We start from the raw sequence: 17,027 nt of genomic DNA, 5'->3' as shown, positions 1-17,027 counted from the left end.
CGGATTCGGTTGCTGCCCGGACTGAAGGACGCCAGAATCAGGCGCCTTGACTACGATTCTCAGGTCGTTCATCGGAGCGATATCCAGCGAGTATCCCCCTCGACGAGACACCGTGATGGTCATGCGATGCCGGCAGCACTCAAAGAGAACATAGGTCCCGCCTATGGGCAGATCGAAACCCGGCTCTGGCTTCAGCTGCTGTCCCTGCATGGCGAGATTTTCGCGTCGCTGAATGCGATGCTGGGCGCCGAGTTCGGACTGTCGCTGGCGAAGTTCGACGTGCTGGCCCAGCTCGACCGCTGCAGGGAGGGCCTCGCGCTCGGGCAATTGTCGCAGAACCTGAAGGTCTCCGGCGGCAACGTCTCGGGGCTGGTGCAGCGCCTCCTGGCGGACGACCTCATCAGCAAGGAAATGTCGCGCGAAGACCGGCGGTCGTTCATCGTGCGCCTGACGCCCAAGGGTGAGCAGCTGTTCCGGAAGGCGGCGGACGTCCACAAGAAGCATCTATGCAAACGGCTGGAGACGATTCCGCCCCGGGAGCTGGATGTTGCGCTATCGGCGTTGCGCTCCCTCTCCTCGAAAATTCGCCCTGAAAGCAAGAAGTAGAGCCGCAAAAGACAATGGCCAAAGAATCCAAGAGCAGGTGGAAGTCGGGTCCGCCCAGGACCAGGGACCAGCTGCATAGCTACATTCCGTATCTGTTCAACCGCCTCGCCAATCGCTGGAACCTGGACCAGAACCGCGATCTCAGCGAGCACGGCATCAACAATGTCGTCTTTCGAACGTTGTCGGTCCTGTTCATCCACAAGAGCCTGACAGTCAACGAAATCTCCGTCCTCGCCGTGACCGAGCAGTCGACTGCGAGCCGCATGGTCGAGTCGATGGTGTCGTCGGGCCTCGTGATGCGCGAGATCGCCGAGGAGGACCAGCGTCGCCGGGTGGTGGCGCTGACGCCGGAGGGCGAAGCGCTGCTGCGCAAGATCTGGCCGATCATGGTGACCAATTACGACCGGCTGATCGCGGGCATCGACCCCGACGAGATCGAGGTCTGCGCCCGCGTGCTTGCCAAGATGGTCGAGAACATCCGGCAGAACCAGATCTGAATGAGGCGTCAGGGACCGAGGCCGACGAGGCTGGTGCCGCCGCAGACGTAGAGCACCTGGCCGGTGACGAAGTCCGAGCGCTCGTCGAGGAAGAACTCGATCGCGTGCGCGACGTCCTCGCGCGAGCCGAGCCGGCCGACGGGCACGTTGCGCGCCATCCGCTCCTGCTGCTCCGAATCCTTCGGGACGACGCCCCAGAAATTGTCGGTGAGGATCGGCCCCGGCGCGACCACGTTCACGGTGATGCCGCTGGCGGCAAGCTCGAGCGCCCAGGTCCGCGCCATTCCGTGCACACCGGCCTTGGTCGCCGAATAGGCCGAGCGCGTCGCCGCCCCCATCGCGGCGCGCGAAGAGACGAACACGACGCGGCCGAAGCGGCGCGTGCGCATCCCCTCCATTGCGGCCTGGGTCAGCTGCATCGGCGCACCCAGATGCAGTTGCGCCAGCGTCAGGATGTCCTCGGGTTTTGCATTTTGCAGCAGGTTCGGCAGGATGATGCCTGCATTGTGCACGAGGCGATCGATCGTGTGGTCGCGGCAGATTGCTTGCGCGATCGCGCGCGTCTCCTCGATGCTGGTCAGGTCGGCGCAATAGGCGGCGAGCAGATCATGGGTCCAGGTGGGCTTCTCCAATCCGACCGAGACGACGCGCTGGCCTTTCTCGACGAGCCGTTTCGCCAGGGCTTCGCCGATCCCCGAATTGCCGCCGGTGACCAGTGTCGTACGGATCGCGCTCATGCTCGGTTCCCTCAGACTTGTCTCAGACTTGCCGCCGCTTGAGCTCGCGCAGGTCAAAGAACGCGCCCTCGCCCATCAGCTTCGCCACATGGTCCTTGAGGCCGCCGCGCTGGATCTTCTCGGTTGCGGTCAGCGGCAGGCTCTCGACGAAGCAGATCCAGCCGGGCGCCTTGTAGTAGGCCATCTGCTCCAGGCTCCAGCGCACGATGTCCTCGGCGAGTAGCCGATCGGCGCCCGCCTGCTCGGCGATGATGACGGCCGCGACCTCGTCGCCGCGCACAGAATCGGGCGTCGCCGCAACCGCAGCCTGCCGGATCGCCGGATGGCGGTTGAGGACGGACTCGACCTCGACCGCGGCGATATTCTCGCCGGAGCGGCGGATGACGTTCTTCTTGCGGTCGACGAAATGCAGATCGCCGTCCGCATCGCGCGACACGATATCGCCGGTGTGCAGCCAGCCGCCGTCCCAGGCCTCATTGGTGGCTTGCGGGTTTTTCAGGTATTCCCGGAAGAAGCCGTAGCGCGGGTCTGCACCGGCTCGCCGCACCAGCAGCTCGCCCGGCACATCCACCGGCGCATCATTGCCGCTCTCATCGACGATGCGAATGTCCACCTCTGCCGCGGGCCGGCCAAAGCAGCTGGTGCCGATCTTGCGCGGCTCAACATTGGCGGCGATCACGCCGCCGCTGCCCGTCTCGGTCATCGCCCAGGCTTCGATCAAGGGAAAGCCGAAACGCTCTTCGAACGGGGCGTGCAGCAGCTTGTCCACGCCGGCGCCGAAGCCGAAGCGCACGGCATGGGCCCTGTCCTGCTCCGATGCCGGTGCACTCATCAGCATCGAGGGCATCACGCCGAGATAATGCAGGCAGGTCGCCCGGCTCTCGCGCACCGATCTCCACCAGCTGCGCGGATGGAAGCGATCGAGCATGGTCAGGCTGCCGCCGACCGACAGCATCGCCATCAGCGACACCGCCATCGCGTTCATGTGGAACAGCGGCAGCGGCGTGATCATGCGCTCGCCCTCCGCCTTCAGCCCACACAGCCCGCCGACGTCGCGGTACCAGTTTCCGGAATGCAGGAAATAGGTGTTGGTGAGCACGCAGCCCTTCGGCTGCCCGGTCGTTCCCGACGTGTAAAGCAGCGCGCACTCGGTTTCGCCGTCGCCTGCGGTCGCAGCCAGCGCGCCACCAAAGGGAGCGGGAACGTCGTCCGTGTCGGTCACCACCGCAATCGCACGGCCGGCCTGACGCGCCGCCGTCTCGACCTCGGCGCGCCGCTCGGCAAGCACGAACGCCGCGTTCATCTCGGAATGCGCGATGATGTATTCGAGCTCGCTCATCCGTAAGTCGGGATTGATCGGCACGACGGAGACGCCGAGCGCATTGAGCGCGAACCACAGCTCGATGAACACCGGCCGGTTCTGGAGCAGAAGCCCGACCCGGTGGCCCTCGCCGTAGCCGCGGCTTGCGAACGCCGACCGCCAGCGCTCGACCCGTTCGAGCATGGCGCGATAGGAGATCTCCCCCGCCGCGATGCCGTAGATGTCGGCGGTCTCCGGCAGAACGTTGAGGAAGCCCGCCTCACTGCTGCGGAGGGCGGTTTCGCGAAAGCGCGCGTAAACGGTGGTCGCAGCGGTCAAGGCATTCTCACATGAAGAGCTGGATGTTGCCGAACGGCGCGTCGAAATTGACGAGATCGACGCGCTTGAGCTTGATCTTCAGGTCATCGCCGACCCGGACGAGATCGTGCGAGGCCCATCCGGAATAGCGCTCCAGCATATCACCGCGTGTCTCCGTGTAGATGTAGGAGGTCCGCGCCTTGAACAGGCCGGCCTCCGGATCGCAGGCGATGATCTGCGGTGCCTGGAGCAGATGATGACAGCGGCTCTTCGGCTTCTGGCTGAAGGTCCGCTCGCCGGCCAGCCGCTCGACCCGCACTTTCAACAGCAGCAGGTCCTCGTACATCAGGGAGGGTTGCAGCACCGGATCCTGCTGCTGCCATTCCAGCGGCATCCAGTAACGCCCTTCGGGATGAAACAGATCGAGCCAAGCCTGCCACTGCATCGTGTCGAGCAGATCGGCCTCGCGATAGACGAAGTCCGTGATGGTCTTCTCGGTGATCATTCCGCGGCCTCGATACGCTTGTCCATGTCGATGGTCATGAACTTGGCCCAGGCATGAAACTGGTTCCGCATCTGCCGCTCGGACGTCCCGTTGATGACGGCGGTGACGTCCGCCGGCTCACCGGCCTCATAGAGGCGCTGGAGGTTGACCCATTGATTGCCGTTGGACTTCAGCCCTTCCTGGGCGCGTTCGTACATTTCGAGGTCGTCATGACCGACGATCGAGGTCGGCGCGTTGATGAAGCGGTTGTACATCAGGGCACGCTCATAGAGCTTGTCGGGCGCGCCGACCAGGCGATAGACCCAGCTTTCGACCAGCGTCTTGTCGACCGCGATCGGGATGAAGTTGCGCAGGATCTGGACGGCGCCCTTCACCATGACATTCGGAAAGTAGACGGTGTTGTGCCTGACTTCGCCGAGGATCTCGTGCGCGCGCTTCTCGCCATAGGCCGCGACCATCTGGGCGAGATAGCCTTCGATGTCAGAGTAGTTCGAGTGGATGGAGTTGGCGACGCCGGTATGGCCGTGGCCATTGGGCCAGATCCTGATGCCGCTCTGCTCGTAGAATTCGTACGGGCTCATGAAAGGCCCGTAGAGCTGTACCGCCATCGGCGTTTCCGTGCCATCCCCCTGCTCACGCTTCCAGACCTTCACCGCGGTGCCGGCGGAGCTTTCATGCGCCACCATCGGATGGCAGGTGTCGGTCTGGTTCTCGACCAGCATTTTCCAATTGCAGGTGTGCATGTAGCGGATCGGCGCAGCCACGACCGCGAGCTTTCCTTCCGGCGACCGCTCGACCATGTTGTCGATCGTCGACAGGCTCTCGCCGAAATAATCCTCGAAGGAAACGCCATTGTCGTTCAACTGCGCGAAGATGAAATCGCGATAGACGACGACGTTCTTGATCTTCGACAACCCCTCGTTGGCCTGCGCATCGCCGAACCCTGTGCCCTCATATCCCTTCTTCAGGGGAATCGCGAGCAGCGAGCCGTCGGTCTTGAACGACCAGGCGTGATAGGGACAGCGGAAGAATTTTCCGGTGTGGCCGCAGGGTTCGGATGCGATCTTCACGCCCTTGTGCGGGCAGCGGTTGTAAAAGACGTGGATGGTCCCGTCGGTATGGCGGCTCGCCATCACCGGCTGCCGGCCGATCGTGGCGGTGATGAAATCGCCGGGCTTTGCGAGCTGACTGGCATGCCCGACATAGACCCAGCTGTTCGGGAACAGATGCTCCATCTCGATCTCGAAGATCTCGGGATCGACATAGACGTCGCGATGCACCTCGGCCTGGCGCACCAGCGCCTCGATCGCAAAGGCATTGTTTCGGTAATTCGCCATGGTACCCCCTTGCCTCCCGTCAGAGATCCAACACCAGCCGTTCCGATTTGGCGCGCGATACGCAGATCTGCATGACCTTGTTCGACGCCTTCTCGTCATCGCTGAGAATGACATCGCGATGATCGGGAACGCCCGAGAGCACGCCGCACTGGCAGATGCCGCAATCGCCGCGCTGGCAGTCGTAGAGAACGTCGAGACCGGCCGCTTCCAGCGCCTGGATGATGGTCTGATCGGCTGCCACGGTGACAACCTGCCCGGTCGACTTGAGCTCGACCTCGAACGGCTTGTCGGGCAAGCTCGGCTGCTCTGCCTTGAAGAGCTCGTAATGGATGCGGTCCGGCGCGATGCCCCCGGCAAGCGCAGCCGCCTTCACCGCGTCGATCATGCCCGCGGGGCCGCAGACGTAGACATGGCAGCCAGCCGGCACATCGCCGAGCGCCGCCGCGATATCCAGGCGGGACTCGTCATCGTCGTAATGGATGGAGAGGCTGTTCGGGCAGATCTCCTGCAACTGCGGCAGGAACGCCAGCAGCCCCCGCGCGCGGCCCGCGTAGTGCAGGCGATACGGGTTGCCACGGGCGTTCAGCTCAGCCGCCATCGACAGGATGGGCGTGACGCCGATGCCGCCGGCAAACAGCCGTGCGGGAGAGGCTCCCTCATGAAGCCGAAAATTATTGACCGGCGCAGTTGCCTTCACGACATCGCCGACCTTCAACGCATGCATGAACCGCGAGCCGCCGGTCGAGGCCTCCTCGCGCAGGACCCCGAGCGCCAGCGCGTCGTCCGTGAGGCCCGGCAGGGCCATCAGTGAATAGGGCCGGTCTCCTCCGTCCGGGAGCCCTACGCGAACATGCGCGCCCGCCTGCCATCGCGGCACGACACCGCCCTCCACGCCCAGCACAAGGCTCCGCACCAGCGGGGTTTCCGCGATACACGACCTCACCTTGAGCTTGAGCGGATGCGCGTCCATTCAGGCATCTCACAATTATATGGATTTGCATATTTTTAGACATGTAATAATTCCATGTCAATCGTCGGGGTGGGGATGGAATCGCCCTGACCGGGACGAACGGCCTGCGCATTTTCCGCATCGGCCGTGGACATCTGCGCGCAAATCGACTGGCGCCAGCCGACCTGTTGCGAGAGCGAGAGGCGATATTGAAGTTTATCGGTCCGGAAGCGGGATGATTTATCAGCCTATCGCGCGCTGAAACGTACCGGCGCCGTGATGATTCGCTTGGCACCTGCTGGCGGCGCCGGCACCGGTGACGCACGATGCACCAACGCGATCACTTCCTGATCGAGCTCGGCGAAGCCCGCCGAGCGGGCCAGACTAGCGGACAGCACGTTACCCCTCTCGTCGATGGTGAAGCGCACATAGGCAACGCCGCTCTCGCCGCGCGATTGGGCACCCGGAGGGTAGCGCTTGCGCCGCTCCAGATGCCCCATCAGGAGCGACTGCCAACTGGCAGGCGACAGGGAGGAGATGCCGGACGCGGTCTGCGCGGCGGCAGTGCGGCTTGATTGTTGAGCCTGGACCTGCGCCCGGATTGCCGCGTGCGCTTCCGTCGCGGTCTGCTCCTTGCGAGGTTTTGGCTTCGGCTTTGGCTTTTCCGTTTTCGGCGGAGCTGGCGGAAGCGAAACCTCGGCCTTGTCCTGGAGCGGCGGCTTCTCCCTGACATCCTGCTCGACTGGCTCGGGCGTGGGTTCGATGGTCGGTTCGGGCGGTTGCTCCTTCGGTACCTCCTCCCGCTTTTGCTCAAGCTGCGCGACGTTTTCCTCGACGGATTTCAGCGCCGGGGTGAGCTCGTTCGTCTCCGTCATCGCCGCCTGCGGCGTGTCGGCCAACTCGATCATGACGGCGGCAGGCGGCGCATCGGCCGCGGCAACAACCGGCTCGGATCGCAGCAGCCAGACCGCGATCCCTGCATGGAACACGAGCGTGAAGACTGCGCCGGAGGCCCAGAGTGCCGTCTCCGCGAGCTTATTCCCCGATGTGACAAATCCGCCGGAACGCCTCACGGCCCACCTGTCCCCGGCATCATCGACTGACCGTGACCGGGAGCAACGACGTCCACCGTCGGCACCGTAGCCGTCTCGAGCCCGACCAGTGCGATCTTCAGATAGCCGGCCCCACGCAGGAGGTTCATCACCTCCATGAGATGCTGGTAGTCAACCGTCTTGTCGGCTCGCACGAAAACGCGCGTGTCCTTGTTGCCCTGCGTTGCGGCGTCCATCGCCGCCTGCAGGCGCTCGCGCACCACCGGATCATTGCCGAGAGCGAGCGTCAGATCGTCCTTCAGCGACAGATAGAGAGGCCGCTCGGGGCGCGGCGCGGGTTGAGCCGTCGACGCCGGCAAGTCGACATGGATATCGACGGTCGCGAGAGGGGCCGCCACCATGAAGATGATGAGCAGCACGAGCATCACGTCGATGAACGGCGTGACGTTGATCTCGTGGTTATCTTCGAGCCCGTCATCGAAGCGTTCGCGTATCCCTCCGGCCATGACGTCTACTCGGCTGCAAGTGGAGGCGCCGCCCGGTTTGCAGCGGCCGGAACTTTGCGAAAATCGAGATCGAGGCTCACGAGGCGCTCGACGCCGGCCGCAGCATCAGCGAGCAATTGCCGGTAGCCGGTGATGGCGCGAGCGAACACGTTGTAGAGGACCACCGCCGGAATTGCCGCGATGAGGCCCATCGCAGTGGCGAGCAAGGCTTCGGCGATGCCCGGCGCGACCACCGCGAGATTGGTGGTCTGCGCATGCGAGATGCCGATGAAGGCATTCATGATGCCCCACACCGTTCCGAACAGGCCGACAAAGGGTGCGGTCGCACCGATCGTCGCCAGCACCCCCGTGCCCCGAGTCAGGCGACGGCCAGCCTGGGCTTCGATGCGGGCAAGCCGGGAAACGACACGCTCTTTCAGCCCACCGTCTCCGGCATAGTCCAGCACCACCGCCGAGCGCGCCATTTCCTCGCTGGCCGATCGCACCATGAAGGCGGCCGGTCCGCCGCGCTCGGCCAGCGCGTGGTCGGCCACAGCGAGGCTTTCCGAAGCCATGATGATTTCGAACGCGCGGTTGGCCCGGGCCCGGGCGCAGGCAATTTCGACTGCTTTTGCAAACAGCACCATCCAGGTGACGAGCGAGGCAAAGGCGAGCCCGACCATCACGGCCTTGACCACCCAATCGGCCGCAGCAAACATCCCGAGCGGCGACAGATCGTGCGGCAGACCGGCGCGGGGGTCCGGGCTGCGCGACCACGCTTCCGAACGCGCTGCCGGAGCGACCGCGGCGGAAGCTGGCTTGACCGTCTCTGCAGCCTCTTCCGAAGCCGGCTGGCCGGCCGGCGCGGCGAGGCTCGCCGCAGGCGGCGTGTCCGGCTGTTGCGCAAATCCGCTGGCTACTCCCAACGCCAGCGCGACGATCAGAACGAACGTCGTGATCGTCCAACGCCATTTCTCCGAGCGAGCCATGTCATGTCCCCGCTGCTGGCCCGAGCAGGTCGGACACCAGTTCCTGCACACGGGAGAAAGCGGCTCGCGCCCCGGCGACGGCGCGTTCTTCCTCGGGATCAGAGAGGTCCACGGCGTCAAGCGCCATCGTGAACGTCCTCCAATGCGCAGCGCGCCCCTCTGGGGCCGCCGCCAGATGACGGGCTCCGAAGGACTCCGACAGCCCAAGTCTTCCGGCCGCTTTGAGCAGAAACGCCGCGCCGAGATTCGAGCCTTCCGCAACATAGAGCCAACCGATCGCCGTCGGCACGTCGGCGCCCTTGCCGTCGAATTCGGGCCTGTCGCGGAGGCTGGCCGGCACGATGCCGAGGTCGCTCAGATCCTGCTCGATCAGGCCGAGGCGGCGGCGCGAGGAGAGACCGGGCAACAATCGGCCGAGCGCGTGAGAGAGGTAGAGCCCATCGATGTCGCGATGGAATTCACGTTGCACGGTCACGAAGCGACCATAACGTTCGCGGTTCGCGAACGGGTTCTGCGCCATGATCTGTTCGTCAAGGCCGTCATGCTGACCGCTCGTTGCGGCCTTCAGGCGTCTGGCCCGGCTGGCATCGAGAGACTCTTCGATATCGATCGTACTCATTGTCGCTAGTTCTCCCTGAAGGCTCGATTGATCTGATCCGAAAGCGGCTTGACGAGGTATGAGAGCGCCGTGCGCTCGCCGGTCTGGATGAACGCTTCGGCCGGCATTCCCGGAACGAGCTTCAGCCCGGCAATCCGGACCAGCTGCTCCGGCGGAATGGAGATGCGGATGACGTAGAAGGACGTGCCCGTCCGCTGGTCCTGCGTGAGGTCGGCACCCACGCGGCTCACCGCTCCTTCGAGCTCCGGGGTCGTACGCAGGTTGAAGGCGGTCAGGCGCAGACTTGCGCGTTGTCCGAGACGAACATCGTGAATGTTCCGCGGCGGAATGTGCGCCTCGAGCGTCAACCGGTCCTCGTCGGGAACGATCTCCATGACGGTCTCGCGGGGAGGCACGACACCGCCGACCGTGTGAACGGACAGATTATGCACCCATCCATCCTGAGGTGCGATCATGTCGATGCGCCGCAACTGATCCTCGGCGGCGATCTTGCGTTCCGAAAATTCGCCGATCTGGGCCTGCGTATCGCGCAGGTCGCTCGTCACCTCGGCCTTGAGGTCCTGATCGACCTGGAGGATCTGCAATCTGGCCTCGGCGATGCTGCCCGCTGCCTGCGCCTGCCCCGCAACCACCTGGCCGCGATAGGCGTCCAGTGTCGCCTCGTCCCGCTCCAGCTCATTCAGACGCTGAACGGTCGTGATGCCCCGCTGCAGCAGATCGCGCAGGCTGGTCATCTCCCGCCGGCGAACCTCGATGCCGCGTTCGTACGCCGATTGCTGCGTCCTCAGGCCGTCGATCTGATGCTCGTACTCGGCGATGCGCTCCCTCAACTGCGCCTTCTTGCTGTCCCGGGTCGCGCGACGGGACAGGAACAGGTTCTTCTCGCCCTGCATGACACGCCCGACCTCCGCCTGGCCGGTCCGCGCAACGAGAAGCGGCGGAAACACGATCGCTTCCTGGTCGTCGCGTTCAGCTTCGAGCCGGGCCTCACGCGCCATCAGTTCATCGAGGCGCTTGCTGACGATGGCGAGATTGGCTTTCACCTGCGTCGCATCGAGGCGGATCAGGACGTCGCCGCGATTGACGCGCTGCCCCTCGCGAACCAGCAATTCACCGACGACGCCACCGGTCGGGTGCTGCACGCTCTTCACGTAGGATTCGACCACGAATGTGCCGTCGGCCATGACGGCACCCGCCAGATTTGTCGCCGTCGCCCACCCGCCGAGGCCCGCAAAGAGGACGAGGCAAGCGACGCCGCCCAACATGAACTGGCGTCTGATCGAACGGGACACGTCGGCGACATCATCGTTCGACATCATCGCCCCCGTCAGGTCGTTCAAGCGTTTCGGTCGAGCCTGCGACCACGCGGAGCGGCATGAGCGCGCCCGACCGCTGCTCGCCGTCAGCTGCCATCGCCGTGCGCGCAGAACCGTTCCGCAGGACACGCGACAGCACCGCGTCGCGCGGTCCGAACGCCTTGCAGCGCCCGGCTTCCATCATCAGGACGTAGTCGACGGCGCCGAGCGCGCTCGGGCGATGCGCAACGACGATCGCGATGCCTCCGCGCGCGCGGATCGCGGCGATGGCCTGGATCACGGCGCGTTCGCCATCGGCGTCGAGGTTGGCGTTGGGCTCATCGAGCACGACGAGGAAAGGATCGCCGTAGAGTGCCCGGGCCAGCCCGATGCGCTGGCGTTGTCCGGCCGACAGCACGGAGCCGCCCTCCCCGACATTGGTCTGATAGCCCTTTTCAAACTGGGTGATCAGATCATGCGCGCCCGCGGCCTTCGCTGCGGCGACGACGGCGGCGGGGTCCGGATTGTCGTTGAACCGGGCGATGTTCTCGCTGATGGTGCCTTCGAACAGATCCACGCCCTGAGGCAAATAGCCCGTGTGCGTCCCCAGCGCGCGGCGGTCCCATTGATCGAGGGACGCACCGTCCAGCCTGATCTTGCCGCCGATGGGCGTCCATACGCCGACGAGCGCGCGGATGAGCGTGGACTTTCCGCTGCCGCTCGGTCCGATGACGCCCAGGGCACTTCCGGCCGAAAGGCTCAGACTGACGCCGCTAACGGTGGGGCTCTTGCGACCTGGCGGAACGATGGTCAGCGCCTCGGCCGTGAGGTTTCGGGCCGGCCGCGGCAGCGCCAGCACCGAGGCAGGCGGCGGCACGAGAGCGAGCAGATCCGTCAGGCGCAGCCAGCTTTGTCTCGCCGCCAGGAAAGGCTTCCAGCCCGCGATCGCGAGGTCGACAGGCGCAAGCGCGCGCCCCATCATGATCGAGCTCGCGACCATCACGCCAGCCGTCACCTCCTGCCCGATGACGAGATATGCGCCGACGCCCAGGATCGCCGACTGGAGGATCTGCCTGATCGCGCGGGAGTTCGCGCTGAATGCGCCGACCACGTCGCCGGTGCGACGGTTCGAGGTGAGATAAGCGCCGTTCACAATCGACCACCGCGCGAGGAGCGCATCATTCATGCCCATCGCGCGCACGACTTCCGCATTCCGTCGGCTCGCATCCATCCTGGCATTGCGGTCCATGCCCTGCCTGGTGGTGTCGCGCAGCGATGCGCGGGTGAGCTGCTCCGTCGCGACGGTCAGCGACATCAATATGAGCGCGCCGCTCAAGGCGGTGACACCGATCCAGACATGGAAGAGAAAGCAGATGGCGAGATAGAGCGGCATCCAGGGCAGATCGAACAGAGCGGTCGGTGCCTGCGTGCCGAGAAAGTTCCGGACGCTGTCGAGATCGCGAAGGGGCTGCAGGCCGTCTCCGACGGCTCGCGTCTCGAGCGGGAGGCGGATGATGGCCTCGTGTACCCGAGCCGAGATCTGCCGATCGATCCGCTCGCCGACGCGGAGAAGAATACGGGCGCGAATGACGTCCAGAAACGCCTGGAAGACATAGAGTCCCAGCGCCAGGCAGGCGAGACCGACGAGGGTCGGGATGCTGCGGCTCGCCAGCACGCGGTCGTAGACCTGCAGCATGAACAGCGGCGCCGTCAACATCAGGATGTTGATGGCTCCGCTGACCAGCGCCAATCCGGCCGCGGCGCGCCTGAGGGGCGCGACGACCGCCGCAGGCATGGCCTGCGGCGGAGTTGCTTTCGAGGAGAGAAGCATCAAGTCCCCGACCTAGACGAGGAACAGGTTGGTGCCACCCACCAGATCCGCCTTGTTCACGTTGTCGAGCGTGACCGTTCCGAGCGTGCCGAAATCGAACACGGTGTTGGCACCCTGCTGGGTCGCCGCGCCGAGCACCTCGGCATAGGTGTCGTAGGCGCTGTTCTGTAGACCGAAGATCAGCGAGTCGTTGCTGGCGGTGAAATCGCTGACGACGTCGTTGCCGACCTTGGTGAAGTCGGTGGTCAACGTGCCGAGCCCGTGCAGGTCGAAGGTGTAGATGTCGTTGCCTCCGTTGCCGGTCAGGGTGTCGTTGCCGGCGAAGCTGTAGAGGATGTCGTCTCCGCTCGTGCCGACCTGATGGGTGCCGACCTCCGCGAAGTAGTCGTAGAGACCATGGAAGGGAACGCTGACACCCGGGGCAACGGGCAGCGTGGTCTGTTGCAGATTGCCACCATGGGACAGTGCGTAGAGCGCCTCGTTGAACATGGCATCCGGTGCCGCGCCGCCGAGATCGATGTGGAGATCGGAGGTGACGCTGAACGGCCCGGTCGAGCCGCCGGCATAGCCGTGACCGAAGTCCAGGCCGTCCAGCGTGCTGCTCGACGAAAGACCGCCGCCGGTCCCGATCGGGTAATAGAGATCTCCCTCGAGGACGACGCCGCTGTGGCCATTGGTCCCCGCGCCCCATTGCGAGAAGGGCTGCGCCTGCGTCGAATCGTAGAAGCTGCCATTTCCGTTGTAGGCGAAGTCCGCCTGCCAGGTGTTCTTGAAGTAGTCCAGGAGATCGCGACTGTTGTTCGTCAGATCGATTTCGACAGACATGAGATGTCTCCTTGCTTGCTGTATCGGCCGCCGCCCGGCGAGCCTTCACTTCTGCGGCGGGTTACCGCAGAATTCTCGGGTTTCGAAGTTCGCCGCTTGCTCGTTCGCGATGCCGAGGCTGATCAGGTTCAGCGCGATCATCATCGGAACGATCAGAAGCGGTAGTTCACGCCGAACTTGATCGCGTGCAGGTCGAGGTCATTCTCCGCCTTGCGTCCATTGGTGGTTTGGGAGGAGCCCGGAACGGTCCGGTTGGTGAAGACCCGGCATGTGCCGTTCGGAAGAAACAGGACGCAGACCCTCACGGTCGACGGTCCCATGACGCCAGCAGTCGCACTCGGGAAAAGGAATCCCTGATTGCCAAAGTGGTCGTAGGAATATTCGCCCTTCAGCGTCCAATGACTCGTCAGCGCATGTTCGAAGCCCGCCCCCAGGGTCCAGCCACGGCGTACCGCCGAAGCCTCTTCCGTGAGCCTCGCCAGCGTGCCGGCCACCGATCCGCTCTGCGCCTGGTACTGCGTGCGAATCTCGGTCTCGTTCAGAAACGCGATGCCGCCCGCGGCATAGAGCAAGGTGCGATCGAAGGCGTAGCCGAGGCGTCCGCGCAGCGACGCCGTCCAATCGAATCTGTAGTCGGTCTTGGCCTGGAGGAAGCTTCCCGCCGCCAGTTGCGGCGATTCGGTTGCGATAGCCGCCTGCGTTGCCCTCAGCTTGGTCCAGGAGAACTCTCCCTCGGCTCCGATCACCAGGCGATTGGCGAACTGATAATTGAATCCGCCCTGGAATCCTCTCGTGAGGTCGGAGACGTTCACGTTGGCCGACTCCGTTGCGGCGACGCCTCCAGGCGTTCCGTTACCGGTCGTGGTCACACCCGCGCTTCTGCCCAGGCCGTAGCCGAGATGCCCACCCACATAGAGGCCGGTCCAGTCGCTTCCCGGCTCGCCGAGCGAGGCATTGCCCAATTGAATGTGTGGGAGCTTGCGGACCAGCGGCTTGGTGTCGTCCAGCGTCGTGGTGTAGCTGACGCGGGCCGTGCGGCCCGGCGACGGGACGCCGATCGAGGTGAGCGCACCGAAATAGTACTGATCGGTGATGTTCTCGACACTGAAGTTCACGATCGAATCGGCGTCGATCCGGTAGCTGCCGAAGAGGTCGTACACGTTGTATGATGGCCATGTGAACGTCGCCGCGCCGGATGGCGGCCAGACGCTGCCCGAGCGCGGCGAGGAGAACTGCGTTCGGGCGCCCAGTGTCAGTTTCTGGTCGAACAGCCGGATGCCGGCCGTGACGCTGCCTGCGTATTCCGGTGGGATGTAGTTTGCCGCGTAGTCGTTCTTGAGCGCACCCGTCGCGCTCGCGACGGCGGTGGAAAGTGGCGGCGCGCAGCGGGAGGCGATCTCGCAATATTCGATCTTCGTGTATTTCGTGAAGTTGCCTTCGAGGAAGAACGAGCCCGCGTCATATCCACCGGAAACCTCGAAGCCACGAAAGTTGGCGCTGTCGATGTTGTACCATTGATACTTCTGACCACCCGAGACGGCCTCTTCCCCCGTTTGAAAGCGAACGATGTAGTCGTCGTAGTGATTGTCGAAATAGGACAGCTTGACGCGAAGCTTGTCGCCGGGCCTGACAAGATCGTTGCGCAGGACGTTCAAGCCGCCTTCATAGTTCTTGGCGATCTCCGGCCGGAGATTCGGATTGTTCCAGAGCAGCCCTTGATAGTGCCAATGGGACTCGCGGAGGCTCGGAGGGCGGTAGCCCTCCTTGTACTGGCCGTAGAACTGAAGTCCCTCGATCGGCGAGAGAACGATGCCGGCATTGGGACTTACCCGTCCTCCGAAACGCTCTGGAAACTTGGTGAGATATCCCTCCCCCTCGGAGTTGTAGTGGTCGTAGCGCAGCCCCCCGGAGAGCGTCAGCCAGTCCGTCGGCTTCAGACTTGCGTTGCTGAACGTCCCGGTCATCAGCCGTACGCCCGATGGGCCGTTGGTCTCCCAGCCCTCCGATCCGGTAACCGAACTCGCGAATTGCTCCGCCGTCGCGTGCTCGCGTGTGAACTCCACGCCATTGTCCCAGGTGAGCTGGCCGAGCGGCGTGGCAAACACGGACGTGTTGCCGGTGTCGCCGCCCAGGGTTGTCATCCCGGAGGGCCCCGGCAGCAGGCCATGGCGTTCCGATGCGACATCGCTCAGCCAGAGATTGGCCCGGAAGTTCACATGGGGACTGTCCGACGGCTGAAACTTGTACTTGGCCGTGTAGGTGTCGACATGGGTTTCGGAAAGCGGAAACTGCCCGTATTGCAGGATTCCCGAATTCAGGGCGAACTGATAGCTGAGCTCGTCGAGCTCGCCATACCGCGAATTGTACGAGAGGTAGCCAAGCTCGAGCGATTGACCGTCGCCCCACTTCACCTTTCCCTTGGCCAAAAACGAGTCGGTGTTCTCCGACGTGTTGAAGACCTCCTGACCGGGGCCGATGAGCGCATTGGCGTTCGCCGCAGGCTTGAAGGTGATCCCGGGAGGTACGTTCGTTCCAGCGAAATAGTTGCCCTGGACGTGCTTCGAATAGGCGACAAGGAATTCGTAATTGTCCTTGATCGCCGCAACCACCGCGCTTCCCGACTGGGAACCGCCGTTGAAGTAGGACGGACGGCTCTCACTGGCCGGATTGACGGTGGTGCTGGACAGGAAGCTGGGCGCGCGTTCGGTCACGGCGTTGGTGCCGACGCTGCCCTTCAGGCGAACGCCGAACGACTGGCCGTCCTTGACGATGTCGCTGGCATCGAGCGTGCGCAGATTGACCGTTCCCGCGATGCCGCCGACCCCGACGCCGGTGCTCGGGCCCTTGGAGATGTCGATGCCGCCGATCAGGTCTGGATCGACATAGGTCTCGTCACGATTGCCGACATAACCGCGATAGGAGCTCGTGGTCTGTCGCGCGCCATCGATCATCGTCGCGACGCGCCCCATGCCCTGAAGACCGCGGATGTTGGGATTGATCGACGTGCCGACGTGGCTGCCTGCCGAGATCACGCCGGGGGTGTTGATGAACACATCGCCGGCGGAGGTCGGCGGCACGCGGTCGATCTGCTCGCGCGAGATATGCGAGACGGACCCGGGCGTTTGATATGGCGTGTCGGGCGTGAAGCCGTCGGATTTCTTGGCGGTGACGTCGATGGTGTCGAGCAGCAGCGATCCATCGGAGGAAGGCGGTGCGCCCGCGTCCTTGTTTGCAGGATCGAAGATCGTGACGGCGTTGCCGCCCGTGAAGTGGTAGGACAAGCCGGAGCCGGCAAGAAGGTGTGCCATGGCCTGCTGCGGCGTGAACGCACCGTTGATGCCACCGGTCTGGCGCCCGCGCGCGATGACGGCGCTGTAGATGAGCTGGAGCTGCGAGACGTCGGCAAAGCGATTGAGCGCCGCGGCGAGCGGTCCGGCCGGGATCGCATAGGTCCTGACAGACGCGCTCGTCAGATTCTGGGCCGTCTGCGCAATCGCTACCGACGACCCGGGACTTGCCGCAAACATCGCCGTCGTTGTCAGGAACGCGATCTCGATCCGTTTCCTTGCACTCGCCCCCAACACCACGCCCCCGTCACCTGTCCGTCGCAACTCGCATCGGCCAGGTGCCGGTGCAATCGCCTTCCGACAGTGAGACGCAGACGCCCTGAAAAAGAGGAGGT

The 17,027-nt window shown here is 64.2% G+C and carries 15 protein-coding genes; 2 read left to right on the top strand and 13 right to left on the bottom strand.

Annotated elements, in window-relative coordinates:
• Positions 1-9 precede the first annotated feature (9 nt).
• A complete protein-coding gene (locus GPL20_RS19430; protein WP_246250715.1) occupies positions 10-606 on the top strand; it encodes a MarR family winged helix-turn-helix transcriptional regulator in 597 nt (198 codons plus the stop codon).
• A 14-nt stretch (positions 607-620) separates the two neighbouring features.
• A complete protein-coding gene (locus tag GPL20_RS19425; protein ID WP_157331106.1) occupies positions 621-1,103 on the top strand; it encodes a MarR family winged helix-turn-helix transcriptional regulator in 483 nt (160 codons plus the stop codon).
• Between the two features lie 8 nt (positions 1,104-1,111).
• Here GPL20_RS19425 and GPL20_RS19420 read toward each other — a convergent pair whose 3' ends face one another.
• From GPL20_RS19420 to GPL20_RS19360, 13 genes are all read right to left on the bottom strand, one after another.
• Entirely contained in the window at positions 1,112-1,840 is a 729-nt protein-coding gene (locus GPL20_RS19420) for an SDR family NAD(P)-dependent oxidoreductase (RefSeq protein ID WP_157331105.1), read from the bottom strand.
• A 22-nt stretch (positions 1,841-1,862) separates the two neighbouring features.
• On the bottom strand, positions 1,863-3,479 hold the full coding sequence (locus GPL20_RS19415; protein WP_157331104.1) for an ATP-dependent acyl-CoA ligase: 1,617 nt from the start codon (positions 3,477-3,479) through the stop codon (positions 1,863-1,865).
• 7 nt (positions 3,480-3,486) lie between these two features.
• Positions 3,487-3,963, bottom strand: a complete 477-nt coding sequence (locus GPL20_RS19410; RefSeq protein WP_157331103.1) for an aromatic-ring-hydroxylating dioxygenase subunit beta — start codon at positions 3,961-3,963, stop codon at positions 3,487-3,489.
• Complete coding sequence (locus GPL20_RS19405) at positions 3,960-5,300, bottom strand: aromatic ring-hydroxylating dioxygenase subunit alpha (protein WP_157331102.1); 1,341 nt, start codon at positions 5,298-5,300, stop codon at positions 3,960-3,962. The genes GPL20_RS19410 and GPL20_RS19405 overlap by 4 nt, the downstream gene beginning before the upstream one ends.
• A 19-nt stretch (positions 5,301-5,319) precedes the next feature.
• Positions 5,320-6,270 (bottom strand): PDR/VanB family oxidoreductase, encoded by a 951-nt coding sequence (locus GPL20_RS19400; RefSeq protein ID WP_157331101.1) that lies wholly within the window; start codon positions 6,268-6,270, stop codon positions 5,320-5,322.
• A 227-nt stretch (positions 6,271-6,497) separates the two neighbouring features.
• On the bottom strand, positions 6,498-7,157 hold the full coding sequence (locus tag GPL20_RS19395) for an energy transducer TonB family protein (protein WP_246250712.1): 660 nt from the start codon (positions 7,155-7,157) through the stop codon (positions 6,498-6,500).
• 161 nt (positions 7,158-7,318) lie between these two features.
• Complete coding sequence (exbD, locus tag GPL20_RS19390) at positions 7,319-7,807, bottom strand: TonB system transport protein ExbD (RefSeq protein ID WP_157331100.1); 489 nt, start codon at positions 7,805-7,807, stop codon at positions 7,319-7,321.
• Between the two features lie 5 nt (positions 7,808-7,812).
• The gene (gene exbB, locus GPL20_RS19385) at positions 7,813-8,775 is read right to left on the bottom strand and encodes a tonB-system energizer ExbB (RefSeq protein WP_157331099.1); all 963 of its coding nucleotides are present in this window, start codon (positions 8,773-8,775) and stop codon (positions 7,813-7,815) included.
• Position 8,776: 1 nt separating this feature from the next.
• Positions 8,777-9,394 (bottom strand): biliverdin-producing heme oxygenase, encoded by a 618-nt coding sequence (locus GPL20_RS19380; RefSeq protein ID WP_157331098.1) that lies wholly within the window; start codon positions 9,392-9,394, stop codon positions 8,777-8,779.
• Positions 9,395-9,399: 5 nt separating this feature from the next.
• A complete protein-coding gene (locus GPL20_RS19375; protein WP_157331140.1) occupies positions 9,400-10,710 on the bottom strand; it encodes an HlyD family type I secretion periplasmic adaptor subunit in 1,311 nt (436 codons plus the stop codon).
• Positions 10,697-12,520 (bottom strand): type I secretion system permease/ATPase, encoded by a 1,824-nt coding sequence (locus GPL20_RS19370; protein ID WP_157331141.1) that lies wholly within the window; start codon positions 12,518-12,520, stop codon positions 10,697-10,699. Before GPL20_RS19370 ends, GPL20_RS19375 begins: the two co-directional genes overlap by 14 nt.
• A 12-nt stretch (positions 12,521-12,532) precedes the next feature.
• Positions 12,533-13,345 carry a calcium-binding protein gene (locus GPL20_RS19365; protein ID WP_157331097.1) on the bottom strand — a complete coding sequence of 271 codons (813 nt, stop codon included), beginning with the start codon at positions 13,343-13,345 and terminating at the stop codon, positions 12,533-12,535.
• A gap of 152 nt (positions 13,346-13,497) precedes the next feature.
• Positions 13,498-16,932 carry a TonB-dependent receptor domain-containing protein gene (locus GPL20_RS19360; protein WP_157331096.1) on the bottom strand — a complete coding sequence of 1,145 codons (3,435 nt, stop codon included), beginning with the start codon at positions 16,930-16,932 and terminating at the stop codon, positions 13,498-13,500.
• Positions 16,933-17,027 lie beyond the last annotated feature (95 nt).

Origin of the sequence: Bradyrhizobium cajani (genome assembly GCF_009759665.1) — a bacterium.
Classification (GTDB): domain Bacteria; phylum Pseudomonadota; class Alphaproteobacteria; order Rhizobiales; family Xanthobacteraceae; genus Bradyrhizobium; species Bradyrhizobium cajani.
The sequence above is the reverse complement of the archived record's forward strand: the minus strand, read 5'-3'. Positions and strand labels throughout refer to the sequence as shown.

Coding starts and splice junctions, on each gene's coding strand:
- GPL20_RS19425 (WP_157331106.1), top strand. CDS start 621: ATGGCCAAAGAATCCAAGAGCAGGTGGAAGTCGGGTCCGCCCAGGACC.
- GPL20_RS19420 (WP_157331105.1), bottom strand. CDS start 1,840: ATGAGCGCGATCCGTACGACACTGGTCACCGGCGGCAATTCGGGGATC.
- GPL20_RS19410 (WP_157331103.1), bottom strand. CDS start 3,963: ATGATCACCGAGAAGACCATCACGGACTTCGTCTATCGCGAGGCCGAT.
- GPL20_RS19405 (WP_157331102.1), bottom strand. CDS start 5,300: ATGGCGAATTACCGAAACAATGCCTTTGCGATCGAGGCGCTGGTGCGC.
- GPL20_RS19400 (WP_157331101.1), bottom strand. CDS start 6,270: ATGGACGCGCATCCGCTCAAGCTCAAGGTGAGGTCGTGTATCGCGGAA.
- GPL20_RS19395 (WP_246250712.1), bottom strand. CDS start 7,157: ATGATCGAGTTGGCCGACACGCCGCAGGCGGCGATGACGGAGACGAAC.
- exbD (WP_157331100.1), bottom strand. CDS start 7,807: ATGGCCGGAGGGATACGCGAACGCTTCGATGACGGGCTCGAAGATAAC.
- exbB (WP_157331099.1), bottom strand. CDS start 8,775: ATGGCTCGCTCGGAGAAATGGCGTTGGACGATCACGACGTTCGTTCTG.
- GPL20_RS19380 (WP_157331098.1), bottom strand. CDS start 9,394: ATGAGTACGATCGATATCGAAGAGTCTCTCGATGCCAGCCGGGCCAGA.
- GPL20_RS19375 (WP_157331140.1), bottom strand. CDS start 10,710: ATGTCGAACGATGATGTCGCCGACGTGTCCCGTTCGATCAGACGCCAG.
- GPL20_RS19370 (WP_157331141.1), bottom strand. CDS start 12,520: ATGCTTCTCTCCTCGAAAGCAACTCCGCCGCAGGCCATGCCTGCGGCG.
- GPL20_RS19365 (WP_157331097.1), bottom strand. CDS start 13,345: ATGTCTGTCGAAATCGATCTGACGAACAACAGTCGCGATCTCCTGGAC.